The following is a 23735-nucleotide window of genomic DNA, read 5'->3' as shown; positions in this document are numbered from 1 at the left end:
CCAGGCGCAGCGGCCGGCTCAAGCCACCGCGATCTCCAGCACCTCAAAGCCCACGCGGCAACTGCCCACCTCGACACGCACGGTGCCCGTGCCGGCCACGCGCAGCGTGACGAAGCGCTCGTGCCCGTTGCCGCGCGACCACGGCGAGAAGATCGACGTGCCATGCAGTCCGCGCCCCCAGCCCTGCAGGTGGCCCAGCTCCACCACGGCCTCGGTGGGCGCCAGCAGCGTGGCGCCGCCCGCAGCCTGGGCCTTCAGGCGCAGCGGCTCGGCGTGCGGCAGGCCGGCCGCCGAGGCCGGCCCGCAGCTGCCCAGGTAGCCGTGGTTGGCCACGCGCAGCGTCACACGCGTGTGGCCCTGCTCGGGCGCCTGCTCCAGCACCTGCACACTCAGGCACGGCACCAGCGCCGCCACACGCAGGAAGGCGGCGCTCTGCTGCGCGCAGGTGGGCGCCAGCCGCGCCAGCGGCGGGTTCCAGATGCCGATGCGGGGGTCGAAGCCGCCCACCTCCACCTCGCCGAGCTGCGGGTGCGCCACCTTGCGCCAGGGGCGGAAGATGCGGCCTTCGTTGTGCTCGCGGTCGAACGCCGCCAGCGCGCGCAGGTCGGCCCGCGTCAACTTCGAGTAGTGGTCGACGAAGGGCTTCTTGCGCGCGATGCCGAGCTGGTGGAACAAGTCCCACAGCTCCACCACATAGGCCAGCGCGCCGCGCTGGCGGTAGGCGTACTGCGACAGGCTGCCGTACACCGGCTTGTCGGGTTCGTACAGGAACTCGTGGAACCCGCTCACCGTGGCGTAGCCGGTGTGCTCGCTCATCCAGGCCTCGACCTGCTGGTACACCGCCAGGTCGTCGGGGTTCATCTTGCCGTCGGGCTGGTCGGACAGCGGGCGGATCAGCACGCCGCCGAAGGTGTGCAGGTTCAGCCACACCATGATGTTGGGGTGGCGGCTGGCGAAGTCCATCACCGCGCGCACCTCGGGCGCGCTGCCGGGGTAGTGGCCGGCGCCGGCCTGCTGCGGCTCGGGCGCCCAGGCGTAGGCAAAGTTGCGGTTGAAGTCGTAGGCGTTGTCGCCCAGGAAGCCGGCGTCGGGCACCGTGCGGCCGTCGAAGTGGGCGATGCGGCCCTCGGGGTACAGGCGGTAGAACGGCCCTTCATCGCCGGGCATGCGCGACACCATCACCGGCGGCACCAGCGCTTTGCCGTCGTCGCCGCGCAGCTCGACGAGGTCGCCGTCGGGGTCGGCCCTGCGCAGGTAGCCGGCGTGGCCGTCGCCGTCGAGGTCCTCGGCCACCCAGTGCGCGTGGCCTTGCGCCACGCGGTCGTCCACGGGGCTGGATCGCACGTAGCGGCCACGCGAGAGCACCTCCTCGGCGCCATCGGGCGACAGGCGCGGCGCCACGTAGAACAGCGTCTGCCGCAGCGTCTGCAGCATCGGGGCGGGCAGCGGCTGGCCACCGGCCGTGGTGGCGCCGCCGTGGATGGCGATCAGATCCTCGGCGATGGCCAGCGCCACGCTGGTGCCGCAGACCTCGCTGGCGTGCATGTTGCCGTCCACCCAGACGGCCGGGCGCGCGCGGCCGGGCTCGCCCGGGGCGGGGCCGATGGTCAGCAGCGGGATGTCGCGGCCACCGGCGCTGCGGCCCAGCGAGCCCAGGTGGACGAGGCCGGGGTGCTGCTGCGCCCAACGCTGGAGTTGATCGGTGAGCTGGTCGTTGTCGATGTACTGGTGGCGGAACACGGCGCGGGCGGGTAGTGGGCGGGGGGCCGATGTTGCCGCAACCGGGCCGCGGGGGGCGGCACCGCTGCGGGGGCGTACCCGCGGCCGGCCGCCGCCGCGTGCTGCGCCACAGCACCGAGCCCGGCAGCAGCGTGTGCGGCAGCGACACGGCGGAGCGCGCCACGCCGAAGGCCGGCAAGTCCATCGGGGCGTGGTCCTCACGCCCCACGCCGCGCGAGCCGCGCGATCAGCGTGCGCAGCGGAAGCCGATGTAGACCACCGCCGTGTCGGCCGGCTTGGCCTGGTGGTGACCGGCGCAGCATCGGCGCCGGTGCCGTACCACCACGAGCCGCCGCGTGTGCGGCGCTCGGCGTCAGCACGGCCGCGCCGGGCGGGCTCGTCCACCCACTCCCAGGCGTTGCCGCCCATGTCGAACAGGCCGTTCACGCCCGGCTGGCGTGCGCCCGGCGCGGGCATGGCCCAGTCGCCGCGCGACAGCGCCGCGCCGTGGCGCACGGCGCGCGCCGCGGCCTCGGGGCCGCAATCGCCCAGGCACTGCGCGCCGCGCGCGCTGCATCGCCGGTGGGCAAGCGGATAGCGGCGGCCGCGCTCGAAGGGGGCGGGCGGCTGCGCGCGCTGCTCGGTATAGGCGGCGCCGGCCCACTCGGCGTCGGTGGGCAGCCGGCCGCCGGCCCAGCGGCAGAAGGCCTGCCGCCTCGTGCCAGGTGAGGTGGACGGCGGGCTCGTCGTCGGCCGGCGCGTGGCCGGGGCCGAAGGGCGCGCTGCCAGGTCCAGCCGGGCTTGCGGGTCACCCAGCCGGCCTCGTAGACCTGGCCGCCGCCGCGCCGCTCGGCGGCCGTGACGGCGCCGGTGGCCTGCGCGAAGGCGCGGAACTGCGCGATGGTGGTCTCGGTGCGGGCGATCTCGAAGGCGCCGACGCGCTGCCAGTCGATCGGGGCGGCCTGCGCGGCGGCCGCCAGCGCCAGCGGCGGCCGGCAGCAGCGCGGCCCGAGGTTCCAGGGGGCTTGGCGCATGGCGTTCACTCTATCGGCCAGCGCCCGCCGCGCGATGCGGCACGATGCGCGCGATGACCCTGGACCACACCGGCTTTGCCGCGCTGCCCGATCGGGTGACGCGCCACCCCGCCGATCCCGAACTGCAGGCCCTGCTGGCGCGTGCCGAAGCCGCCAACCGCGCGCTGGAACCACCCGACCCCCTGCCTGCCACCACCACCCGCAGCGTCGGCGCCAGTTTGGTCGTGGGTGACGAGCTCGACCTCTGGGGCCGACTGGCCGCCCACGCTCCTAGGCTGAAGTTCCCCGCCCCAACGTAAGGCGTGGCTGAGCCAAGTACCTGTCACGACTCACAATTTCGGCCCTTCCGGGCCTTTTTTGTGCCTGACTGTGTAGTCACGAAAACGTGTTGCTTCTGTGCGCCTTCTGAGGCAGAATTGCCAGCATGGCATCCCGCACAGGAACCGCTCACGTCGTCACCACCAAGCGGGCGTACAAGGACAAGGTCTACTTCACCCACCTGCTGCGCCGCAGCTACCGCGAAGACGGCAAGGTCAAGAACGAAACCCTGGGCAACCTGTCCCACCTGCCCGATGCGCTGATCGACATCATCCGGCGCTCGCTACAGGGCGAGACCTTCGTTCCCGCCTCCCAGGCCTTCGAGGTTTTGCGCTCCCGCGCTCATGGCCACGTGCAGGCCGTCGCTGTGGCCATGCAGCGTCTGGGGCTGGCCTGGGTGATCGCCTCCACGCCCAGCCGTGAACGCGACTTGGTGCTGGCCATGGTGGCCTCGCGCATCGTGCAACCCGACACCAAGCTGGCCACCTCCAGGCGCTGGCACAGCTCGACCCTGGCCGAGGACTTCGGCGTTGCTGACGCCACCGAGGACGATCTGTATGTCGCCATGGATTGGCTGCTGACGCGCCAGGACGCCATCGAGAAGAAGCTCGCCGCACGTCACCTGCGCGAGGGTGCATTGGTGCTGTACGACTTGTCTTCGAGTTACTTCGAGGGCAGCACCTGCCCGTTGGCCAAGCGGGGCTACAGCCGCGATGGCCGGCCCGGCACGTTGCAGGTCAACTACGGGCTGCTCACCGATGCGCGTGGCTGCCCTGTGGCCGTCTCGGTGTTCGAGGGCAATACGTCGGACAGCCTGACCTTCCTGCCCGCCGTGCAGCGTGTGCGCGAGCGCTTCGGCCTGGCGCAGGTGGTGATGGTGGGCGACCGCGGGATGGTGTCGCAAAAGGCCATCGACGAGCTTCGCGGCCAAGGCGGCATCGACTGGATCACAGCGCTCAAGAGCGTCTCGATCCGCTCCCTGGTCGAGCAGGGCCATCTGCAGCTGGGCTTGTTCGATCAGCGCAACCTGGCCGAGATCACGTCGCCCGACTATCCCGGCGAGCGCCTGGTAGCCTGCCGCAACGACGCCCTGGCCAGGCTGCGGGCGCACAAGCGTGAGAGCCTGCTGCAGTCCACCGAGGCCTTGCTGGGCCTGGTCAAGGCCAGCGTGGATGCGGGCCGGCTCACCGGGCAGGACAAGATCGGCGTGCAGGTGGGCAAGATCATCAACCGCCACAAGGTGGCCAAGCACTTCGAGCTGAGCATCGGAGATGCGGCGTTGAACTGGGCGAGAAGGCAAGACGCCATCAACGCCGAGGCGGCACTGGACGGGCTGTATGTCATTCGCACCTCACTGGACGCCAAGCGCATGGACGCACCGGATTGCGTGCGCAGCTACAAGGCCCTGTCCAACGTGGAGCGGGCGTTCCGATCATTGAAGACGGTGGACCTGAAGGTGCGGCCCATCCACCATCGGTTGGCCGACCGGGTGCGCGCGCACATCCTGCTGTGCATGCTGGCGTTCTACGTCGAGTGGCACATGCGCGAGGCCTGGCGCGAGCTGATGTTCGCCGACACCGATCAGGCCGCCAAGGCCACGCGCGATCCAGTAGCGCCAGCCATGCGCTCGGCTTCGGCAAGCGCCAAGGCTGCATCGAAGGTGCTCGAGGACGAGCAGCCTGCGCATAGCTTCGCAACCCTGATGGCAGAGATGTCCACCCTCGTGCGCAACACCTGCCGCGCACCGAGCGCTGGCGCAGATGCGCCAACCTTCGAGGTGCTCACCACCGCCACGGCACACCAACAGCGCGCCATGGCGCTGATACAGGCCATCCAGCCGTAGTCAGAAAACCAAACCCGAAATCCATCGCAAGTGGTTGATGGAAAAGGGCAATTCGGCTCGGGTGTGGGGGAACTTCAGCCTAGGAGCGTGGGCGGTGCAGGGCGCACAGCTTGTGGCCGTCGGGGTCGCGCACGTAGGCGAGGTGCAGCACGCCGGACGGCCCTGCGCGCGGGCCGGGCGGCTCTTCGATGGAGCTGCCGCCGGCCGCCACGGCCACGTCGTGGAACTGGCGCACCAGCTCGGCGCTGTCGCACTTGAAGCCGAGGGTGCTGCCGTTGCCCACGCTGGCGGGCTGGCCGTCGAGGGGCTCGCTCAGGCAGAACGTGGCCCCCTCGTGGCGGTAGAACAGGCGGCGCTGCCCGGTCCTGTTGGTGTTCTCGACCGCATCGCCGGCACCCAACAGCTTGAACACGGCGTCGTAGAAGCGCCGGGCGCGCTCGATGTCGTTGGTGCCGAGCATCACGTGACTGAACATGGGCCTGTCTCCTGGGTTGGGGAACCGGGACTCTAGACGCCCGTCTCAGGGCCGGTCCGTGGCGGCCCGGGCCGACTGGGGCAGCCCGAAGATCCGGTCGAAGGCCCAGGTGTAGCCGATGGCGTAGACGAAGAAGAAGGCCAGCAGCCCCAGGTTCGCGAGGAAGGCTGCCAAGAAGCCCGTCTCAAGCCACCACGCCATCACCGGCACGAGGATCAGCGTCAGCCCGCCTTCGAAGCCGATGCCGTGGGCCAGCCGCCGCCCCAGCCCGCGGCCCTTGACGGCCTGCCGCGACTCCCAGCGCTCAAACAGCGCATTGAAGACATAGTTCCAGCACAGCGCGATGCCTGACAGCACCACGGCCAGCAGGAAGGTGGAACTGGCCGGCTTGCCGAAGGCCAGGCCCAGCACCGGCCCGACGAAGGCGATGGCGCCCGCTTCATAGAGCACCGCCTGGAGCACGCGGCGGCGGGTGGGGGTCATGCTCGGGACACGGGCGACAGGGGGATTCAGGAGACCGACAAATGGGCCGGGGGCGCTGCATGCCGCGCCAGCGGTGAAGACCGCGTCGACTCGTCAGGCACCAGAAGCCCGCGCCGCGTGGCGATCGGCACACCACCCAAGTTGCCCTTGGCGGGCGGTTCTACCACGCGCAACGCCGCCGCCAGCGCGGGACCTGGTCTGGGCGAGGCATGCTGTGGAGTGAGGGGCCACCATGCAGCGGGTGCGGCCAATGAGGGCCAGCCCTCGAATTCAGCAGTGCCTTCAGGTGCGGTCGGTCAGCACCAGCACCGATTGGCCGCACGCCCTGTGAAAGCCGCGGCCGCAATCACTGCGCAGTACCGGTGGTAAGCCGCCAGTCTCTTGATGCTGCCGATAGTCTGACGGCACCAACACGTCGATCCAAATCCGAGTTGCCAGGCCGTTTCCCTTGACTAAGACTGGTCCTTGGCAGGTGTGCGATCGGTTCGCACCAGAGCCAAAGCCGATTCATCGCCGGGAACGCGGCTCACAGCAGCAAGCCGCTTCGACAATTTGGAGATCCAAAACATGGGCAAAGACCGTAGGATTGCGCGACGGCTCTTGGGCCATCGCAGCCCGGCATCGGGCGCTTCCCGCGGGCGCATCAACCCCACGCATCGGCCGATCGCCAGCAAGAACTTTGCGAGCCAAGCTTTCGCATGGTTGTCGGCTCCGTTGGTGGCCGTCTGCGTGCCAAGCGCGGCCACGGCACAGACAGCCACTGCGACCGAGGCCGATGCGGGCACCACCATCGTCATCACGGCCAACCGCCGGACTCAGACGGTCGATTCCGTACCGATGGCCGTCACGGCACTTTCGGCCGACGCGATGGACGCCGCTTCAGTACGCGATACGCAGGACCTGACGCGACTGGCTCCCGGTTTGGTCATCACGGTGGGTGGGGCCGAGGCCACCTCGTCGACCATCCGCCTGCGCGGCGTGGGCACGAGCGGGAGCAACCTGGGTCTCGAGGGATCCGTTGGCGTGTTCGTGGACGGCGTCTACCTGTCACGGCAGGGGATCGCCCTGTCCGAACTGCACGACATCTCGCAGGTCGAGGTGCTGCGAGGTCCGCAGGGTACCCTGTTCGGCAAGAACGTGTCGGCTGGCGCCCTGTTGATTCAGACGCGACAGCCCGGGTTCGCGCGCGAGGCACAGGCTTCCGTCTCGGTTGGGCAGAGGAATGCGTTGCGCGTGACCGCAATCTACGGGGGCAGCCTGGTCGACGACAAGGTGGCCTTCCGGGTCTCCGGCGTCGTCAACAAGCGTGACGGGTACCTGAACGATGTCGGCACCGGGGAGAAGTACAACGACCGTGACCGTGTCAGCCTGAGGGGACAGCTCCGTGTCGAGGCCTCCCCGAACATCTCCTTGCGGCTGATCGCAGATTACGCGGAAAAGAAAGAGCACTGCTGCGCAGCCACGACCATCGTCAACGGCTCACGGACGACCATCATCAGGAACCTGGGTGGATTCGTCCCAACCAACCCGTATGGGCTGGACGTGGGCGCCAACGGCGGCTACGTGGCCAATACGAAGGAATCCGGCATCTCTGCACAGTCGCTGGTCAACCTGGGCTCGGCCACCTGGAAGACCATCCTGTCCTATCGAGACTACAAGTCGCTGCGCGCGGGCGATGCTGCGGACTACATCAATCTGGACCTGCTGCAGCTTCCCGGCGAGAACACTCGGGAGCGCTTCGTCACTGCCGAGACGACCCTGCGTGGCGAAGCAGGGAGGCTCGACTGGCTGGTCGGGGCCTACTACTTCCAGCAGAAGACCGACCAGGCTTCCTCGCTCGTGTACGGCGCCGACCTGGCCAAGTTCTTCCAGAGCCTGTTCCCTGCGCAGGCAACGCTGCTTGCGCCTCTTTACCCCGTTGGGGGCGGCGACACCGCACGCAACTTCTTTCAGTCGTCCAGCGGCACCTCGGTGTTCACCCACAACATCATCACCGTCGCAGAAGGCTGGAAGGTCACCCTCGGTGCACGAGCGCTGTCGGAGTCCAAGGACGGTGGTGGGCGCTTCACCTTCAACAGTCCTTCGTGCAAGACCGGGGTGCCCGCCGGCGCGCAGTCGCTTTGCCCGGTTCCCGACTTCGACAGCACCTTCAAGGACAGTGCCACGGTGAGCACAGCCGCGCTCTCCTACGAGCCCGGACGAAACGCGATCGTTTACGCGAGCACCTCCCGCGGCTACAAGGCCGGCGGCATCAACCTCGATCGGTCCGCTGGCCTCGGCGGCAGTTCGGGGGCCACGTTCCAGCCGGAAATCGTCGACAGTCAGGAGGTGGGCGCCAAGGCAAGTTTCCTGAAGGGAATGGCCCGCCTGAGCGTCACGTACTTCACGGCCAACATCCAGAACTTCCAGCAAAACGCGTTCAACGGCACGTCCTTCGTCATCTCCAATGCAGCGGAAGTGAACAGCAAGGGGGTGGAGGTGGAGGCGGGTTGGCGCCCGTTCCATTGGCTCAGCCTGAGCTCGAGCCTGCTTTCGAACACGGCCGTCTATGGGCCCGCCACGGCCGACGCCAACCTGCGCGGCCGTCAGATCGTGAACGCGCCCAAGCGCGTGTGGCAAAACCAGGTCGAGGTGGAGCATCCCTGGGCACAGGCTGGTGTGCGCGTCTTCTTCAACGTCAATTCGCAGCAGCAATCGGGCGTCAACACCAGCACCTCGCTGGTGGCCGATGCCGAGCAGGTGGGCTATACGCTCGTGGGTGCCAGGCTGGGCATGCGGGCACCGCGCGGAGCCTGGGAAGTGTCGGCGTTCGGTCAGAACCTGACGAATGTCTACTACCGCACCATCGTCTTCGCGGGCACCGCCCAGCCAGGGACATTCCAAGCCTACATCGGCGAGCCTCGCACGGTGGAAGTGGAAGCGAAGATGCGCTTCTAGCGGTCGTCACGCGTTTCGCCCCGCCCGCGAAGAGCCTAGCTGCCATGTCGCACTCTCGATCCCGCCGCCGACTCGTCCAGGCAAGCTGTGCGAGCCTGTTGCCGACACCTTGGCAGGCCTTTGCGCAGGCGGCATTCCCGAACAGGCCGGTAAGGATCATCGTTCCCTTGCCGCCCGGCGGCGCGGCCGACCAGTCCGTCCGGATCCTGGGCGAGTACTTGCGGCCCCACCTGGGCCAGGGCGTGATCGTGGACAACAGGCCGGGGGGCCTGTACACGATAGGCGTGCAAGGTGCGCTGTCTGCACCGGCGGATGGCTACACGCTCATCCACCTGAACGTGACCATGTGCGCAGTGCAAGCGTCCACTCGCAAGTTCGACCTGCTGCGACAGTTTGCTCCGCTGGGCCGGATGGGAGCGTCCGACGTGGTGCTCGCCGTCTCCAACCAGGCGCCATTTCGCACCCTGCCCGAGTTGGTGGCCTGGAACAAGGCGAACCCGGGCAAGCTCAGCTACGGCTCGCTGGGCCCCGGATCCATGGATCACCTGATGATGGTGAGCATCCTCGGCCAGGAAGCGGCCGCCGCCAGCAACATTCCCTTCAAGGGCGGGCCCGAGGCTGCACTGGCCCTGGCACGCGGCGAGATCGATGCCATGACCATGGCCGTCTCCGTGCTCGTCCAGGCGCCTGGAAGGTTCCGCGCAATCGCGGTGCTCTCGGACCAGCGCTCTGCTTCCCTGCCGGACCTTCCCACAGCCCGGGAGCAGGGCGTGGAGGTGCCCGCGGTCCAGTACTGGGGCGGCCTGGCAGCACCGGCCGGCACACCGCGCGACGTGCTGGCCACGCTCGAAGGCGCCCTGGCCGCGGCTGCGCGCACACCTGGGTTGCAGCAGCGGTTGACACCCTTGGGCATGTCGTCGCAATTTGCCGGTGCAGAGGAGTTCGGCAGGCTCATCGAGCGGGACCTGAGGTGGTTGGGCGAGGCCGTTCGCCGCGCCAATCTCAAGCCAGGTTGACCCACCGCTGGGGCCAGGCTGGCGGCCCGTTGGCCTGTCAGTCCACCCGCCGGATAGGCGGCAGCAGGTTCCGGTCCATCAGCAGCTGTGGCCTGGGCAGGTAGGCACGAAGAACCAGATGGAAGCGGGTGTGCTCCGGGCCGGGCGTTGGCAGCCAGTTGGCCCGACCCTGTGCACCCTCCGGGGCGGTGCGCTGCATCACGATCTCGAAAGATCCATCCGCCTCGCGAACGAGGCCTTCCGTGCGGGAGCCTATCGAGTACCGGCGCAGCGGGTTGTCGGAGAAGAAGAGCTTGCCGTCGCGCTCGACCTGATACATCGATACCGACCAGAACGAGTCGGCAGGCAAGCCGCCAGTCGGAAACCGAATCCGGTACGACGCGGCGGCGTCCAGTGGCAGGCCACCCGCGTCCGTGCGGGCCGTGAAGTAGACCGCCTCGCGGGCCGGAAGGGAGGCCAGCGCTTCGCGGGCCACCTGCGCGCGCAGTCGATAGTCGGCTCCGAAGTCGCCGACGGCAGGGTCCGGATGCTTCCATCCGCCGGATGGGCGGTCCTGGGCCGGGTCGGGCCGTGCCAGGTAGGCGTGGAGGTCGGAGAGCCTTCGACTCCACTCGAGTGCGACACCTTCGGCCTCGGGCTCCTGCGTGACACCGATGCCGAACGGTTTCCAGCGCGCCACCAGGCCCTGCTCCGGTTCAGGTACGCCGTTGCGCAGCAGCATGTTGTTGACCACCGCCAGGTACTCGGCGCCCGCGCGCGGGCCTGCCTCCCTGCGCACAGGCACCGTTGCGCCTGACGGGGGCCGGTTGGTCTCCGGCGCACTCAGGATCATGGCGTCCTGCAGCACGTGGAGTTCCTTCAAGTCGGCATCCGATCGAACTTCCATGCGTACCAGCATCCAAGCATCTCGCCCGGGCAATCGGACGACCTGGTGGCCGGCCGGCACGGGCGTGGGGTCGCCCTTCAGGGCGATCCACAGCTTGAGCTCACTGCTTTCCGCCGTCAGCGCACTGCTTCTTCCGCCCACTATCTCGACGTTGTTGGTGTAGATGTCCAAGAACTGGACCGACCAATATCTGCCGGTGATGCGGGGCAGGCGAAAAAGCAGCGGTCCGCCGTCGAGGTCGAGCCAGGCGCTCGAGTAAAGGGTGTCGTTGTTCGGTGTGGTGACGCTGCGGGCGTGGTGGTCGCTCAGCGTGCGCCGGTGCCCGAGCCGATTGACTCGCCCCCGGCTGGAGCCCTCCGCGCCACCAACAGCCACATGGCGTACACGCGCCATTTCATAGACGGGCAAGGTGTAGAGGAAGGCATCGAGGTAAGGGTCGGCGGCATCCATTGGATGAGGGTTCGTGGCGACACGAGACCGGCGGCGGGAAAAGACACTTCGGGCTGTCGCCCTCGACATCGCGCGTCAGGGTGAGGCGATCTTAAGAGTGAAACGGGCCGTGGCGACTCGGGTTCGCGGGAACTCGACATGTGCCGCAGATCGAGCGCATGTGTCGGGCAGTGGATCACGAGCGACCGTTGCAGGACCTGCCCGCGCAGCCTCAAGCAACGGGCGTGATGCAGCGTCGAAACTCGGAGATCAGGGGATGGCCGGCGTCCACGCGTCGGAACGCGACCACGATCTCGGCGTGGTGGTCTCCCCAGGGGACGTCGATGACCTTCAAGCGCAGCGCCCGCTGATAGGCTTCCACAGCGCTCAACGGCGCCACTGTCAGGAACGGGCTGCGGCAGGCCAGCTGGAGGTTGGCGTGAAACGACAGGCAAGTCACCGCCGGGCGTGGTGGTTCGAGGTTCGCGCGCAGGTAAAGCTGCTCGAAGGCCGCGCGGGTGAAGGAGCCGCTGGGTGGCAGTGCCCAGGGGTGCTGACGCAGCTGCTGCAAGCTCCGCGCGGGCTTGCGGACGGCTGGGTGATCCGCAGCGCCGACGAGCACCAGGCGCTCTTCCTGGACCCGGTCGTACATGATCAAGGGCAGCAGGGCGCTCCATTGCTCGATCTCGGGCAGGCGGCATACGATGACGTCCACATCGCCTGTGGAAAGCCGCTTCCACAGGTCCGGGACGTTGGACTCGACCAAGACCACCTCCAGAGACGGAACAGCCTCCTGGAGTCGACCCAACGCGCGCGGAAGCAGGTCCACCAGCGAAGTGGCCAGCGTGCCGATACGCAGCGAGGCGATTTCCGGTGCACGCGAAGCCTGGATCGCCGCCCAAACTTCGCGCCTGGCCAGGCGCAGCCTGACCAGGGCCGCCCGCCCGGCCGCCGTCAAGGCCACCCCACGCTGGCCCCGCCTGCCGCGATCGACGAGCTTGACCCCGAAGGCCGCCTCCAGTGCCTGAAGCGCCTGGGTAACGCCGGGTTGCGTCAAGTGGAGCTGCTCCGCGGCGCCGCTCAGGCTGCCTGCCTCCGCGATGAGGTCGAGCATGTACAGGTCGCGCAACCTCAGGAAGGCGACTTTCGACTGGGGCAGGTCTTCCTGCACGTATTGGATGAATTGATTACTTGTTCAAATCATATCATTGGACTGAAAGTGATGGCCTGCCTACAGTCGTCCGCGACGCCGTAGCCTGGGTCTCGCGATTGCCGCCTTCGGCGGTTTCCGGGCAGGGGCCGGATCCCGAGGCATCCAGGCAGAGGGCAACATGCCATGAACCACACCCGCCAAGGGTCGACGTCACCCACCGCCCGGATGCCGCACGCCTGGCCCAGCGCGGCCGCGGCCCGCGGCGGACTCGAAGCCGGGGTCGGAACCCGCAGCAACAAGGTCCGATTGAGGCGTAGACCGGTCCGCAGCAGCTCACGGTCCGTGTGCGAGGCCATCCTGGAGGCGTTCGAGAAGGTGCTCGGCACCCAGTCTTTCGAGGCTTGCACGACCAACCACATCGCCGATCTGGCCGGAGTGGGCATTGGCAGCTTCTACGAGTACTTCTCCAACAAGGAGACGGTGCTCGCCCTTTGGCTGTACAGCCACAGCAGCCGTCTGCTGGCGGACTTCGACCGGCTGCTCGATGACGATGGCGGCAGCACGCTGGAGGTGCAGGTCGATGCGATCGTCGCGGGAGTCTTCCAACGCTATGCGCACAAGCTGCACGTGTGGCGCCAGATCGCGCATGCCGTGTACGCCATCTCCACGGACGAGCAGTGCGCACGCTGCGCCCGGGAATTCTCCTGGCGCTGGCAACGCCTTCTGGATGCTCATTTCCCGCCAGGCCGCGAGCGCGAGCGCCGACTGGCGGACACGGCTGCCAGGTGTCACGACCAGCTGCTCGCCCACATTGAGAGGGCCATCATGGGCGGCCTGGGCGGAGCGGGCGAGCTGGTCAGTCCGCAGGTGCGTCAACGAAGCGTAGACAGCTTGCTGCGGACCATTCACGGCGACATGGGTCCGCTGCACACGTGAGCAGGGACGCATCGCGCGCCGCCTGGCGCGGGATGCCGAATCCGAGTTGTCGATCTGTGAGCTCGCCGCGAGACTTTGCTGAGTCCTTCTCCCCACGAGCTGTCGGTTGCTCCTCATGAAATCGCCTTCTTCGCCTTCTCCCGAGGCTCTCTTCGATCACGTCGGGCACGCCATCTGGCTTCATGGGCGCAGCACGCCCGCACGACCTTGCGCGCAGCGTGGGTCGCAGTCGATGAGCTACGCGGAACTCAGCGCCCAGAGCGGTTCTGTCGCTTCCGCGTTGTCGGCCACGGGCTTGTCCCGCGGCGGCCGGGTGGGCGTCCTGATGGGCAACGAGTTGAGCTTCCTGCCCCTGATGGTCGGAATCTGGCTGGCTGGCGGAGTCGTGGTGCCCTTTTCCACGATGCTGCCTGCAGACGCCCTGGGCAGGCTGATCGAGGATGCAGACCTGCACGCAATCGTCTGCTCCGATGAGCTGCGCGACCCGCTGCATGGCGCCTTGGCCACCCTCGCGAGCACGACGGCTGCCCGAGTCCTCGCCGTCGACGATCTCACGCGGCCTCGGGAGGACCTCGGCGCATTCAGCCCGTCCGCGCTCGAGCCCGGTGACGCGTGTTCCCTCCTCTACAGCTCGGGCACCACCGGCTTGCCCAAGGGGATCGCCCACTCCCACCACGGGCGGCTCATGTTCGCTCTGGGAATGGCCGCCGAACTCTCGATCAGCCGCTGGTCGCGCGTGCTGCTCACCACCCCGATGTACAGCAACGGCGCCTGGCTGATGATCCTGCCCACTCTCCTGATGGGGGGCACCCTGCACGTGATGCCGGTGTTCACGGTGGATGGCTTTCTCTCCACCTGCAAGACGGCCCGCATCACACACACCTTTGTCGTGCCCCTGCAGTGCGCCGTCGTCCTCGGCTCGCCTCAGTTCGCCAAAGACCACCTGGAGTCGATGGAGGGTCTCGTCTGCGGCGGCGCCGCACTCGCCAAAGGCATCAAGCAGCGGTGGCTCGAGGTGGTGGGCCCGGCCTTCGTGGAGCTGTACGGCATGACGGAGGGGTTCGGCACCTTGGTGCGGCCCGCCCGGGAGGAGCAGCCGCTGGAATGCGGGGTGGGGTCGCCGATGGCGGGGACTGAGCTGCGGATCATCGACTCGTCGGACCAGGAAGTGCCTTCGGGGCAAGTCGGGGAAATCGTTGGCCGTAGCGCGGTCTTGCTCACCGGGTACTTCCGAAAGCCCGACCTGGATGCCGCCTGCGTGTGGTGCGATAGAGACGGACTGCGCTTCTTTCGCAGCGGCGACATCGGCTATCTCGATCGGGACCTGAACCTGCACATCGTCGACCGCAAGAAGGACATGATCATTTCGGGTGGCTTCAACGTCTACCCCTCGGACATCGAAGCGGTGCTGATGACACACCCCGACGTGCGTGAAGCGGCCGTGATCGGCGTGCCTGACGAGAAATGGGGAGAAACGCCGCTGGCGTTGGTGATCCCGAAGCCCGGTGCCGAGGTCGATGCCCAGACGCTGCGCGCGTGGTGCAACGACAGGGTCAGCAAGATCCAGCGTTTGGCCTCGTTGGAGTTCGTGAAGGAATTTCCGCGAAACGCGCTCGGCAAGGTACTCAAGCGCGCGCTGCGGGAACAGTGGTCTGGGCTCGCGCCTCCAGTGAGGCAGGGATGAGCCCCTTGCAGCTTGACGCCGCCGCGCCCTTACCGCGCGAGGCGGTGATCTGCGGTGTGGGCGCCCGAGTGGAGCTGGGAGCCGGCAAGCCCCTTCTTTTCCTGGTTCGGGCCGCGCCAGTGGGCATGAATCTGTGGGCTGGCATCTGGAGCGAGCTCGCAAGGGACTTCAGCCTGGTCGCGCCCAACCTACCCGTCGATTGGGTGGACGAGACCCAGGATGCGCGCGAGCTCTTCTCGCGCTATGGACAGCTGCTCGTGTCCATGGCGGAGGAACTGGGCAACCCGGCCTTTCATCTCGTCGGCTGGACCGGCGGCGCCTGCATCGCCCTGACGATGCTTGTCGAGCATCCCGGCAGATTGGCCTCGGTGGTGCTCATTTCGCCCCCGACCCGCACCGGGGAGCACCCCCGCATCCGCGACCTCGCCATGCGTTTCGTCGACAGCATCACAGGATCGGACGATCTCGAACACTACACGTGGTGGTGGCTGCTCTCCAGCGTCACGCCGGAGTTCGCCGACCGGCACTTCGATGCGCTGGAGGCCATCGTTCATCGCAGGCTCGAGGCCGACAAGGGGCGCTTTCACCCTTCCCGCGTGCGCCGCTGGATGGAGCTTCAGCTTTCGGACTTCTTTCGTCCGAGCGAGCTCCAGGACAACGCCACACCGGTCCTGATCGTGGCACCGGCTTTCGATGGTTGGGCACCCATCCATACGCTGCGACGGCTGCAGTCCCGCATTCCGAATGCGTCCCTGGCCGCTGTTCCCCGGGGCGGCAACCTCTTTCTCTGGGAAGATCCGGAACTCTTCTTCAGTGCCTGCGGGCGCTTCTTGCGCGCGGCGGCCACGGGTCGGTTGTTGTCTCGAGATCCGGGTGTGAGACCGGCCCGCACGAGCCACCACGCCCGGGGGTCCTCAGCATCGGCGGTGGTGTTTCTCCACGGCTACCTGATGTCGCCGGCCATCTGGGACCCGTGCGTGCAAAGGCTGGAGCGGGCCGGCATACCGTGCATCGCGCCGTGGCAACGGTCACACGGAGACCGGGTCGCGCCGCCAGCCGGGTGGACGCTGCGCGAAGAAGCCGGGGAGCTGCTGAAGGAACTCGAGCGACGCGATGTTCGGCATTGCATCGTCGTGGGCCACTCGATGGGAGGGATGATCGCGATTGAGCTGGCGGCCCTGATGGGCGAGCGCCTCGCGGGTCTGGCACTCGTGGCAACCACGGATGCACCCTTCGACCCCACGCAGGCGACCGAGCTCCAGCGTGCCTCCGAGTTCCTGCCGCTGATTTGGTCGGAAGAGACCGCTGCGCTTTACGCGGCTTCGCTGGTGGGGAAGCGGCACCTGGATGCATACCCCAACTGGGTCTCTCTGTGGCACGAGGAGGTGCGGCATTTCGACCTTCCCGGCATGTCGAACCTGATCAGGGCCGTGGTCACCCGCGACGACCAGAGGGCCACCGTCGGACAGATCAGCACGCCCATCTGGGTGGCGCACGGCGGCGCCGACACGGTCCTCTCGGCAACCCAGGCCGAGGCGATGGCGGGGAGGCTGGGCGCGCGCATGACCCAATACGAGACGGCAGGACATTGCCCGCCCTTGGAGTGCCCGGCAGAGTTCGCGGACGATTGCTTCGCGTTCGTGACCCGTTGCCTCGAAGGCGCCAGCGCCAGTTCTTCGATCGAGTCGGACGCACGCTGCGAGTCGGCGTCGCCGCAAGCCTGATGAGCCATTGGGTCAGGGTCGTCGGTGCCGGGGTCTTGCCGTTCGCGAAGCCGGGCGTCGGCGCCTCCCTGCACGACATGGGCAGTGCAGCCGTGAAGCTGGCGCTGGCGGACAGCAGCCTCGACTACGCGGATGTGCAGCAGGCATTTGTCGGGCATGTGTACGGTGACAGCACGTCCGGCCAGTCCGCCTTGTACGGGGTGGGCATGACGGGGCTGCCGGTGGTCAACGTCAACAACAACTGCGCCTCGGGCGCGAGTGCTCTCTATCTTGGTGCGCAGGCCATCCGGGCGGGTGCGGACTGCATCCTCGTGCTTGGAATGGAGCAGATGCTGCCCGGGGCGCTGCAGTCGGCCTTTCCGCACCACCCGTCTCCCCTGAGGCGCCACGGCGAGTCGCTGGTCAGACTCATGGACTTTGACCCCAGCCTGTCGGTCACGGCTCAGTTCTATGCGGCCGCGGCGCGCGAATACCTGGCCCTGCATGGCCAGACGAGTGCGGTGCTGGGAGAGGTGGTATCGGCGTTCAGGCGACACGCCGCGCACAATCCGGTCGCAGTCTTTCGAGAGCAGGTCAGCGCGCAGGACGTCCTGCGGTCGGCCACGGTGTGCGAGCCGATCACGCGCCTGCAGTGCTGCGCACCAACCTCCGGCGCAGCCGCGTTGATCCTGAGCTCGCACGACTTTGCGCAACGGCGCGGCCTGCTCACGCGCGGCCCCGCCCTGCGGGAGATCTCGATGGCCACGGACCTGCCAGCCACCTTCGAATCCGGTTCGGCGATGGCCCTGATGGGATCAGACGAGTCCCGCCGGGCGTCCGCGGCGGTGTATGAGGCGAGCGGGTTGGGCGTGGCCGACTGTCAGCTTGTCGAGCTTCACGACAGCTTCGCCATCAACGCCGTCGTCTCCATCGAGGCCTTGGGATTGGCAGATGCCGGCGCCGCGGTCCGGCTGATCCACGATGGCCAGCACACCTACGGCGGGCGCTGGGTGGTCAATCCTTCTGGCGGCCTGATCTCCAAAGGCCATCCTCTCGGTGCAACCGGAGTCGCGCAGGTGGTTGAAGTGGTGCAACAGTTGCGAGGAGAAGCCGGCATGCGCCAGGTTCCTCGCGCCCGCGCCGGCCTGTGCCACAACCAGGGCATTGGAGGCGCGACCGTGGTGTCCTTGCTCACCGTCGACTGAGCCGACACACTCATGAACCGATCTCGCCTGCTCACCGTGGGGCCAGCCTTCATCCGATCGATGGGGCTGCTGCTCTGGCTCGTCTTGTCGCTGCCAAGCGCTGCGCTCGCCCAGGACTGGGCGGCGCCAGGGGCATTCCAAGTGCGGGTGATGCCGTTTCCAAGGGAAATGGATGCTTCGCGTGGTGGCCGCGAGTTACCGATCAAGGTCCACCTTCCTCAGGGAGACGGCCCCTTTCCGGTCGTGATCGTGTCGCATGGCGCGGGAGGAAACTGGGACACCCATGCCGGGCAGAACCAGCACCTGGCTTCCCATGGATACGTCGTGCTGGCGCTGGAACATGTCGGCAGCAACACCGAGCGGCTCAGGCGGGGCGGGCTGCGCATGATGCAGACCCTCATGGACATGATCGTCGACCGGGAGGAAGTGCTCGGAAGACCGGTGGATGTCAGCTTCGCGATCGATCGTGCCGAGGAATGGAACAGGTCCCACCCGCAGCTTCGCGGCAAGCTCGATGTGAGGCACATCGGCCTGATGGGGCATTCCTTCGGCGCCTACACGACGATGGTCGTGGGGGGGATGCGGCCAGCCTTGAAGTGGCTCCAGCCTGCCCGGGGCGAAGGCGACACCTTGGGACCGGACTTGCGCGATCGGCGGGTTTCCTGTGGTGTTGCGCTCTCCCCTCAGGGTGTGGCCGAACCCTTCTTCGTGGCGGAGAGCTTTCGCTCGCTGGCCATGCCGCTTCTGGGCATCTCCGGAACCCTGGACCGACAACAGGGACACCATCCGCCGATCGGGCGCCTGCAGGCCTTCTCCGTTTGGCCCGAGAACGAAGGCAGGCACCGCTTCGTGTGGATGAACAACGCCCGTCATCTCGACTTCACTTCCGCGCCCGAACAGGGCGAGTTCGTCGCGCCTTCGTCCACCCGGGCCGACGTGCAGCCCATCGTGCGCGTGGCCACGTTGCGATTCTTCGACCTTCACCTCAAGCGTGATGCGCAGGCCGCGAGCACACTCAGTCAGGACGGCCTCTCTCCGTACCTGAGGGGTGCCGTCGACGGCCTGACCGTGCTCGCCAAGTAAGGAGCTTCCGTGCGTGCTCGAGCGGCTTTGCAGGCCACACTGGCCGCCTCCACGCTCGCATGCGCGGTGGCAGCGGTCGGGTGCCCAGTCCGTGATCGCCCCGCGGTCGGGCCTTGGTTCCCGTCGGCCGCGCCCTTCGAACATGCGGACTCTTCGCGGTCGCACTTGTTTGCCGCCGTCACCGAGCCCTCCGCATCGCAGTTGCGCGGGAAGGCGATCGAGGTCGAGGTGCAGTTGGCCGAGAACCTCCCGGGCATCTGGAACCTCGCCACCCGGGGACCGGGCGAGCTCGTGGTGCTGGCCGGTGCGCTGGGCGCCAATACGGGCAGCGCGGGCGGCCCGTTCGTGGCCATGCTCGATGCGGACTCCTTGCGGGAGCAATGGCGCACGCGCCTGCTTCCTCCCGGCACCACGGGAGAGTGGAACTACCCGGGCTCGGTCGGCATCCACGCCAATGGGTTTCTCTACGCGCTGTTCGGCTACCGGCTGGCCAAGCTCGATGCCGCCAGCGGGCGTGTCCTGGCCATCACCGTGCTGCCCACGGCACAGCGCCCCGCGGATGTCGCGTACAACGGATTCGTCGCAACCTCGGACGGGACCTTGGTCATGAAGTCCCTGCACCGTGTGCCAGGCTGCACGGTCGATGGCTTTCGGGCGGTGATGGGAGATTGCGGGAGTGCGGCGACTCCGCCCTCGATGCTCGTGGCGGTGGACCCGGAGTCGATGAAGGTCGTCTCCGTGTTGCAGGCCCCTGAGGCGCTGGGTGGGCGCATCACTGCGACCGCCTGGAACGGCCGAGACCTGATCTATGCCCCCGGGCAGGACTTTGTCCACCGATTTGTGTGGGAAGGTGCGCAGCTGCGACGCGACGAATCGTGGGGCCCCGTCGCCTACCGGCTGGAGGGTCAGACGACGGCGACCGCGGCGGCCGCCATGGGGGCGGTCGTTGTCTTGCAGACCAACGCCTTGCCGTCGCGCACCCCGATGTCGATTCTGGCCATCTCGCAGGCGGATGCGCAGCGTGTCTGGCGGCTGCAGCCGTTTCGCGATCGACCCGGCTCGTTCATGCCCTCGATGCCCACGGTGGATCCCGACGCGCAAACCGTCTTTTCCTTCGATGGTGGCGCCAACCGTCTCGTGGCCCTGCAGTTCAACCTGGACTCGGGACTGACCGAGCTTTGGCAGGCGCAGCAAAGCTCGTTCAGCTTCTCGGCCCTGATCGGCCCGACGGGTGACCGCGTGTTCATCTCATCGGCCACCGAAGCCAACGGGCGCTTCAACTACGAGCGCGAAAGGGTGGTCTGGCGTGAAGCTTCCACCGGTGCTGAACTCGCCAGCGGGCCATGGGTGGAACGCGGCGCCGGACTGGTGATCACCCCGGACTGCGGCGGCACCGTCTACTACCCCACGGTGGGCAGCGGCAAGCTCTACAAGTTCCGACTCCGACAGTCCGGCACCGCCGCCAGATCCATCCTGGAACCGGCTCAACCAGGAGGTCAGCGGTGAAGGTCTCTTGGCCTCCGTCGCCGAAGGGCGGCGTGGGCGTGTGTGTGCCGTACCCCCCCAACGGCCAGGACGGCCACTCGCTGTTCACCCAGGCTCCCGAGGTCTGACGGCCCCGCACAGCGGCTCGCGCACGGTCCGCAGATCCTCGGCCGTCGCGCTCGCCGAAGCGTCCGTTCGCGCTCGGCGCGCGGTCTTCAGGCGCGCACTTCGTACACGCCCAGCTTGCGGTGCAGCGGGCTTTCGTCGGCGATGAACACGAAGCACGGCGCGTCGGCCTGCCGGTTGCGCAGCGCCACCGGGGTGTAGCCGGGGGCGCAGCAGGTGTCGGCCTCGGCCAGCGCCAGGGTGTGGCCGTCAATGGCGGCCTCGGCCGCACCTTCGATGACGTGGAACACGCTGGCGGGCGACCGTGCCGGCAGCGCCAGCGTCTGCCCCGGGCGCAGCATCAGGGCATGGAAGCCGAGGTTGTTCTGCACGTCGGTGCCGGTTTCGGGGTTGACGTAGGAGACCTGCACCGCATCGTCGCCCGCGCGGTCGGCGGCCAGCGCCACGAGGGCCGCACGCACCTGGGACCAGGGATAGCGCAGCATCGGGTAGGCCTTGCCGCTGCGGCCGAACGCGGGCGAGGGCACGACGCCGCCGCGGGCGTAGACCTGGTCGCCGCGGCCGGGTACCACGGCCTGGCGAGGGCCTTCAACGGCATACGAGGCCTCGGCATAGTGCATCAGCGGCAGGTCGAGCACGTCCAGCCACACCACCGGCGCGTCGCCCGTGTGCTCGTGCTCGTGCCACAGGCCCGTGGGCGTGAGGATCAGGTCGCCGCGTTCCATCGGGCAGCGCTCGCCGTCCACCGTGGTGCTGGCACCGCGGCCCTCGACCACCATGCGCACGGCGTTGGGCGTGTGGCGATGGCTGGGCGCACGCTCGCCCGGCAACAGCAGCTGCATGCCCAGGTAGATGGCCGGGCTCACCTTCATCGCGTCCAGGCCGTGGCCCGGGTTGGCCAGCACCAGCACGCGGCGCTCGGCCTTGTGCATGGGCGTCAGCTCGCCGGCCCGCATCAGCAGCGGGCGCAACGAGGCGTAGGGCCAGTGGGTGGGGCGCGTCTGGCGGCCGGGCACGCCCGGCGGCAGCAGGGCGCGCAGGCTGGGCCACAGCGGCACCAGGTTGCGGCGGGCGAGCTCGTCGCGGTAGTCCTGGGGCAGGTCTTCGAGGCGGCCGAGTTCGGTCATGGCGAGGTGTCTCCGGGGCTCACGCTCTCAGCCCTGTTGCAGGCAGTTGTCGACGTTCCAACGGTAGAGCCAGTCCAGGGCATCGTAGAAGCGCTCCTGCGAGCGACCCTTCCACAGCGCGTTGCGCACCAGACGCTCCACGCCCGCGGCGTGATACAGCCGCCCCTCGTCCCTGCTGCCGTCGCTGACGCCCCACTGCTCGGGCTGGCGGCTGTGGAAGGTGACGACGATGTTGTACTGCTCGCCGCCGCGCAGCGGGTAGTGGACCAGGTGGCAGCGCGGGCCGGCCCACAGGCTGGCGGCGTTCCAGCGCAGGTCCTCCGGAAACGCCGCCTTGTCGACGACGGCGCGGTAGACGACGTGGCCCGTCACGCGCGGCGGGTCGTTCACGTACTGCGCGCGCACCACCGATTTGCCGCCGTCGGCGCCGATGAGCGCGCAGCCTGTCCAGCGGCGGCCGGCCTGATCGATCGCGGTCACGGTGCCGGCCGCCGCGTCCTGCTCGATGCGCGCAACCCGCGTGTGGGTGTGCAGGGTGACGAGGCCGCTGGCTTGCGCGCCTTCGAGCAGCGCCGTGTGGACGTCGGCGCGGTGGATCACCGCATACGGGTTGCCGAAGCGGCGGCGGAAGGCCTCGCCGGTCTCGATGCGGCCCACCAGCGACTCGTCGACCGCGTCGTGCATGACCAGGCAGTCGGTGTAGACGGCGCGGCTGCGGGCCTGCGGGCCGACACCCAGCGCGTCGAAGGCGTGGAAGGCGTTGGGCCCGAGCTGCATGCCGGCGCCGATCTCGCCGATCTCGGCCGCCTGCTCCAGGACCACCACCGACAGGCCGCGCCGCACCAGCGCCAGCGCCGCGGCCAGGCCGCCGATGCCGCCGCCGCAGACGATGACCGGGCGCGTGTCGGGGTGGGTGTTCATGCGGGCTTGCGGGCGGGCGGCGGATGCGCAGTCTAGCGATGAAGCCGGCCGAGACCCCGGGGCCGTGCCGCCCCCGACACCACATCCACCCACGCCCCTTGTGCGCTTGCCGCCGCCGCGGCGCGCCGCGACACTGCGGTTCCTTGCCTCCCTGTCCGCTGCCGCGGCCCGCACGCCATGCTCGATCGCATCAAGGAACTGGGGGGCCAGCTCTCCAGCTCGGCCGCCAAGGTGGCCGTCACCGTCAAGGACGGCGCCGGCGCGGTGGTCGCGCAGGCCGGCGACGCGGTCAGCGCCACCAAGCGCAAGGCCTTCGAGCTGGGCGACCGCGCCGGCAACGCCGCCACCCGCGAGGCCGTGGCGCAGATGCGCGACATGCTCGCGCTCGCCGCGGAGGAGTTGCGCGCCCGGCCCATCGTCGACGGTCCGGTCACGCTCACCGCCAAGGTCGACCTCATGCTCACGTCCCTACAGGTGGAGTTCGTGCTGCACCCCGACACGAAGCTGCTGCACCTGCCCCGTGCCGCTTCGGCTCCGACCGAGGGCGAGGGCGAGAGCGAGAGCGAGGGCTGAGCCCGACGCCACCGGGGGCAAGCGCGGCCCGTTGAGAATGCCGAGCTTGGCCGGGCGGTCCCGCCGGGCCCGACGGTGCGCGCCACGCGCAAGGACGCTTCCCCATGCTGTATGCCCTCTTGAATGCCCTGCACGTGCTCGCGGTTGTCGTGTGGGTCGGCGGCATGGTGTTTGCGCACTTCTTCTTGCGTCCGGCGGTGGCCGCGCTGCCGCCGCCGCAGCGGCTGCCGCTGATGCAGGCCGTGCTGGGGCGCTTCTTCGCGGCCGTGCTGGCCGCGGCCGCCGTGACGCTGGCCACCGGACTGTGGATGATCGGCCGCGTGGCCAAGCAGGTGGTGCAGGGCGGCGGCAGCTTCTCGATGCCACCGAGCTGGACGCTGATGGCGCTGCTGGGTCTGCTGATGATGCTGATCTTCGGCCACATCCGCTTTGTGCTCTACAAGCGCTTGTCGCTGGCCGTGGCGGCGGCCGACTGGGCGCTGGGCGCCGTGCAGCTGGCCGCGCTGCGTCGCTGGGTGGGCGTCAACCTGGCCATCGGCATCGTCGTCGTGCTCGTCGCGGTGCTGAAGCTGCCGGCCTGATCGCGGCCGGCCGTCCAT

20 protein-coding genes and 1 pseudogene are annotated in these 23735 nt (G+C 68.5%); 13 read left to right on the top strand and 8 right to left on the bottom strand.

Translation table 11 applies throughout. From position 1 onward, the window contains the following. Positions 1–18: 18 nt before the first annotated feature. Positions 19–1740, bottom strand: a complete 1722-nt coding sequence (locus KA711_03120) for a hypothetical protein (GenBank protein ID MCM0607975.1) — start codon at positions 1738–1740, stop codon at positions 19–21. A gap of 29 nt (positions 1741–1769) precedes the next feature. Here KA711_03120 and KA711_03115 point away from each other — a divergent pair, with 29 nt between their 5' ends. Further along, the gene (locus KA711_03115; protein ID MCM0607974.1) at positions 1770–1994 is read left to right on the top strand and encodes a hypothetical protein; all 225 of its coding nucleotides are present in this window, start codon (positions 1770–1772) and stop codon (positions 1992–1994) included. Here KA711_03115 and KA711_03110 read toward each other — a convergent pair. After that, a pseudogene (locus KA711_03110) lies at positions 1967–2753 on the bottom strand (formylglycine-generating enzyme family protein). The gene KA711_03115 and the pseudogene KA711_03110 overlap by 28 nt on opposite strands. A gap of 53 nt (positions 2754–2806) precedes the next feature. Between KA711_03110 and KA711_03105 the strand changes: the two are divergent. Both KA711_03105 and KA711_03100 read left to right on the top strand, forming a co-directional pair. After that, on the top strand, positions 2807–3052 hold the full coding sequence (locus KA711_03105; GenBank protein ID MCM0607973.1) for a hypothetical protein: 246 nt from the start codon (positions 2807–2809) through the stop codon (positions 3050–3052). 125 nt (positions 3053–3177) lie between these two features. Then, the gene (locus tag KA711_03100; GenBank protein ID MCM0607972.1) at positions 3178–4914 is read left to right on the top strand and encodes an IS1634 family transposase; all 1737 of its coding nucleotides are present in this window, start codon (positions 3178–3180) and stop codon (positions 4912–4914) included. A gap of 79 nt (positions 4915–4993) precedes the next feature. Here the strand turns inward: KA711_03100 and KA711_03095 are convergent, their stop codons facing one another. After that, a complete protein-coding gene (locus KA711_03095; protein ID MCM0607971.1) occupies positions 4994–5389 on the bottom strand; it encodes a VOC family protein in 396 nt (131 codons plus the stop codon). A gap of 45 nt (positions 5390–5434) precedes the next feature. After that, complete coding sequence (locus KA711_03090) at positions 5435–5872, bottom strand: PACE efflux transporter (protein ID MCM0607970.1); 438 nt, start codon at positions 5870–5872, stop codon at positions 5435–5437. A 567-nt stretch (positions 5873–6439) separates the two neighbouring features. Here KA711_03090 and KA711_03085 point away from each other — a divergent pair. Both KA711_03085 and KA711_03080 read left to right on the top strand, forming a co-directional pair. Further along, positions 6440–8809 carry a TonB-dependent receptor gene (locus KA711_03085; GenBank protein ID MCM0607969.1) on the top strand — a complete coding sequence of 790 codons (2370 nt, stop codon included), beginning with the start codon at positions 6440–6442 and terminating at the stop codon, positions 8807–8809. Positions 8810–8853: 44 nt separating this feature from the next. Then, the gene (locus tag KA711_03080) at positions 8854–9825 is read left to right on the top strand and encodes a tripartite tricarboxylate transporter substrate binding protein (GenBank protein ID MCM0607968.1); all 972 of its coding nucleotides are present in this window, start codon (positions 8854–8856) and stop codon (positions 9823–9825) included. Positions 9826–9862: 37 nt separating this feature from the next. On the opposite strand, the gene KA711_03075 is transcribed toward KA711_03080, so the two are convergent. Together KA711_03075 and KA711_03070 are read right to left on the bottom strand one after the other, a co-directional pair. Next, the gene (locus tag KA711_03075) at positions 9863–11161 is read right to left on the bottom strand and encodes a DUF1254 domain-containing protein (protein ID MCM0607967.1); all 1299 of its coding nucleotides are present in this window, start codon (positions 11159–11161) and stop codon (positions 9863–9865) included. A gap of 211 nt (positions 11162–11372) precedes the next feature. Beyond that, positions 11373–12311 carry a LysR family transcriptional regulator gene (locus tag KA711_03070; protein ID MCM0607966.1) on the bottom strand — a complete coding sequence of 313 codons (939 nt, stop codon included), beginning with the start codon at positions 12309–12311 and terminating at the stop codon, positions 11373–11375. A 165-nt stretch (positions 12312–12476) separates the two neighbouring features. Here KA711_03070 and KA711_03065 point away from each other — a divergent pair, with 165 nt between their 5' ends. From KA711_03065 to KA711_03040, 6 genes are all read left to right on the top strand, one after another. Next, on the top strand, positions 12477–13229 hold the full coding sequence (locus tag KA711_03065; protein MCM0607965.1) for a TetR/AcrR family transcriptional regulator: 753 nt from the start codon (positions 12477–12479) through the stop codon (positions 13227–13229). A gap of 115 nt (positions 13230–13344) precedes the next feature. Continuing rightward, positions 13345–14913: an AMP-binding protein gene (locus KA711_03060; protein MCM0607964.1), complete on the top strand. Its 1569-nt coding sequence runs from the start codon at positions 13345–13347 to the stop codon at positions 14911–14913. Further along, entirely contained in the window at positions 14910–16637 is a 1728-nt protein-coding gene (locus KA711_03055; protein MCM0607963.1) for an alpha/beta hydrolase, read from the top strand. Before KA711_03060 ends, KA711_03055 begins: the two co-directional genes overlap by 4 nt. Beyond that, positions 16637–17821 carry a lipid-transfer protein gene (locus KA711_03050; GenBank protein ID MCM0607962.1) on the top strand — a complete coding sequence of 395 codons (1185 nt, stop codon included), beginning with the start codon at positions 16637–16639 and terminating at the stop codon, positions 17819–17821. The genes KA711_03055 and KA711_03050 overlap by 1 nt, the downstream gene beginning before the upstream one ends. A gap of 12 nt (positions 17822–17833) precedes the next feature. Next, the gene (locus tag KA711_03045; protein MCM0607961.1) at positions 17834–18904 is read left to right on the top strand and encodes a dienelactone hydrolase family protein; all 1071 of its coding nucleotides are present in this window, start codon (positions 17834–17836) and stop codon (positions 18902–18904) included. 165 nt (positions 18905–19069) lie between these two features. Next, positions 19070–20410, top strand: a complete 1341-nt coding sequence (locus tag KA711_03040) for a hypothetical protein (protein MCM0607960.1) — start codon at positions 19070–19072, stop codon at positions 20408–20410. A 194-nt stretch (positions 20411–20604) separates the two neighbouring features. On the opposite strand, the gene KA711_03035 is transcribed toward KA711_03040, so the two are convergent. Continuing rightward, a complete protein-coding gene (locus KA711_03035) occupies positions 20605–21642 on the bottom strand; it encodes a cupin domain-containing protein (GenBank protein ID MCM0607959.1) in 1038 nt (345 codons plus the stop codon). 27 nt (positions 21643–21669) lie between these two features. Further along, complete coding sequence (locus KA711_03030; GenBank protein MCM0607958.1) at positions 21670–22563, bottom strand: FAD-dependent monooxygenase; 894 nt, start codon at positions 22561–22563, stop codon at positions 21670–21672. 177 nt (positions 22564–22740) lie between these two features. Between KA711_03030 and KA711_03025 the strand changes: the two genes are divergently transcribed. Both KA711_03025 and KA711_03020 read left to right on the top strand, forming a co-directional pair. Then, on the top strand, positions 22741–23136 hold the full coding sequence (locus KA711_03025; protein ID MCM0607957.1) for a hypothetical protein: 396 nt from the start codon (positions 22741–22743) through the stop codon (positions 23134–23136). Positions 23137–23240: 104 nt separating this feature from the next. Next, a complete protein-coding gene (locus KA711_03020; protein MCM0607956.1) occupies positions 23241–23717 on the top strand; it encodes a CopD family protein in 477 nt (158 codons plus the stop codon). Positions 23718–23735: the final 18 nt, after the last annotated feature.

The sequence above is a fragment of the Ideonella sp. WA131b genome, assembly GCA_023657425.1.
In the GTDB taxonomy this organism is placed as follows: Bacteria; Pseudomonadota; Gammaproteobacteria; order Burkholderiales; family Burkholderiaceae_C; genus Rubrivivax.
This window is presented reverse-complemented; position numbering and strand designations above follow the sequence as displayed.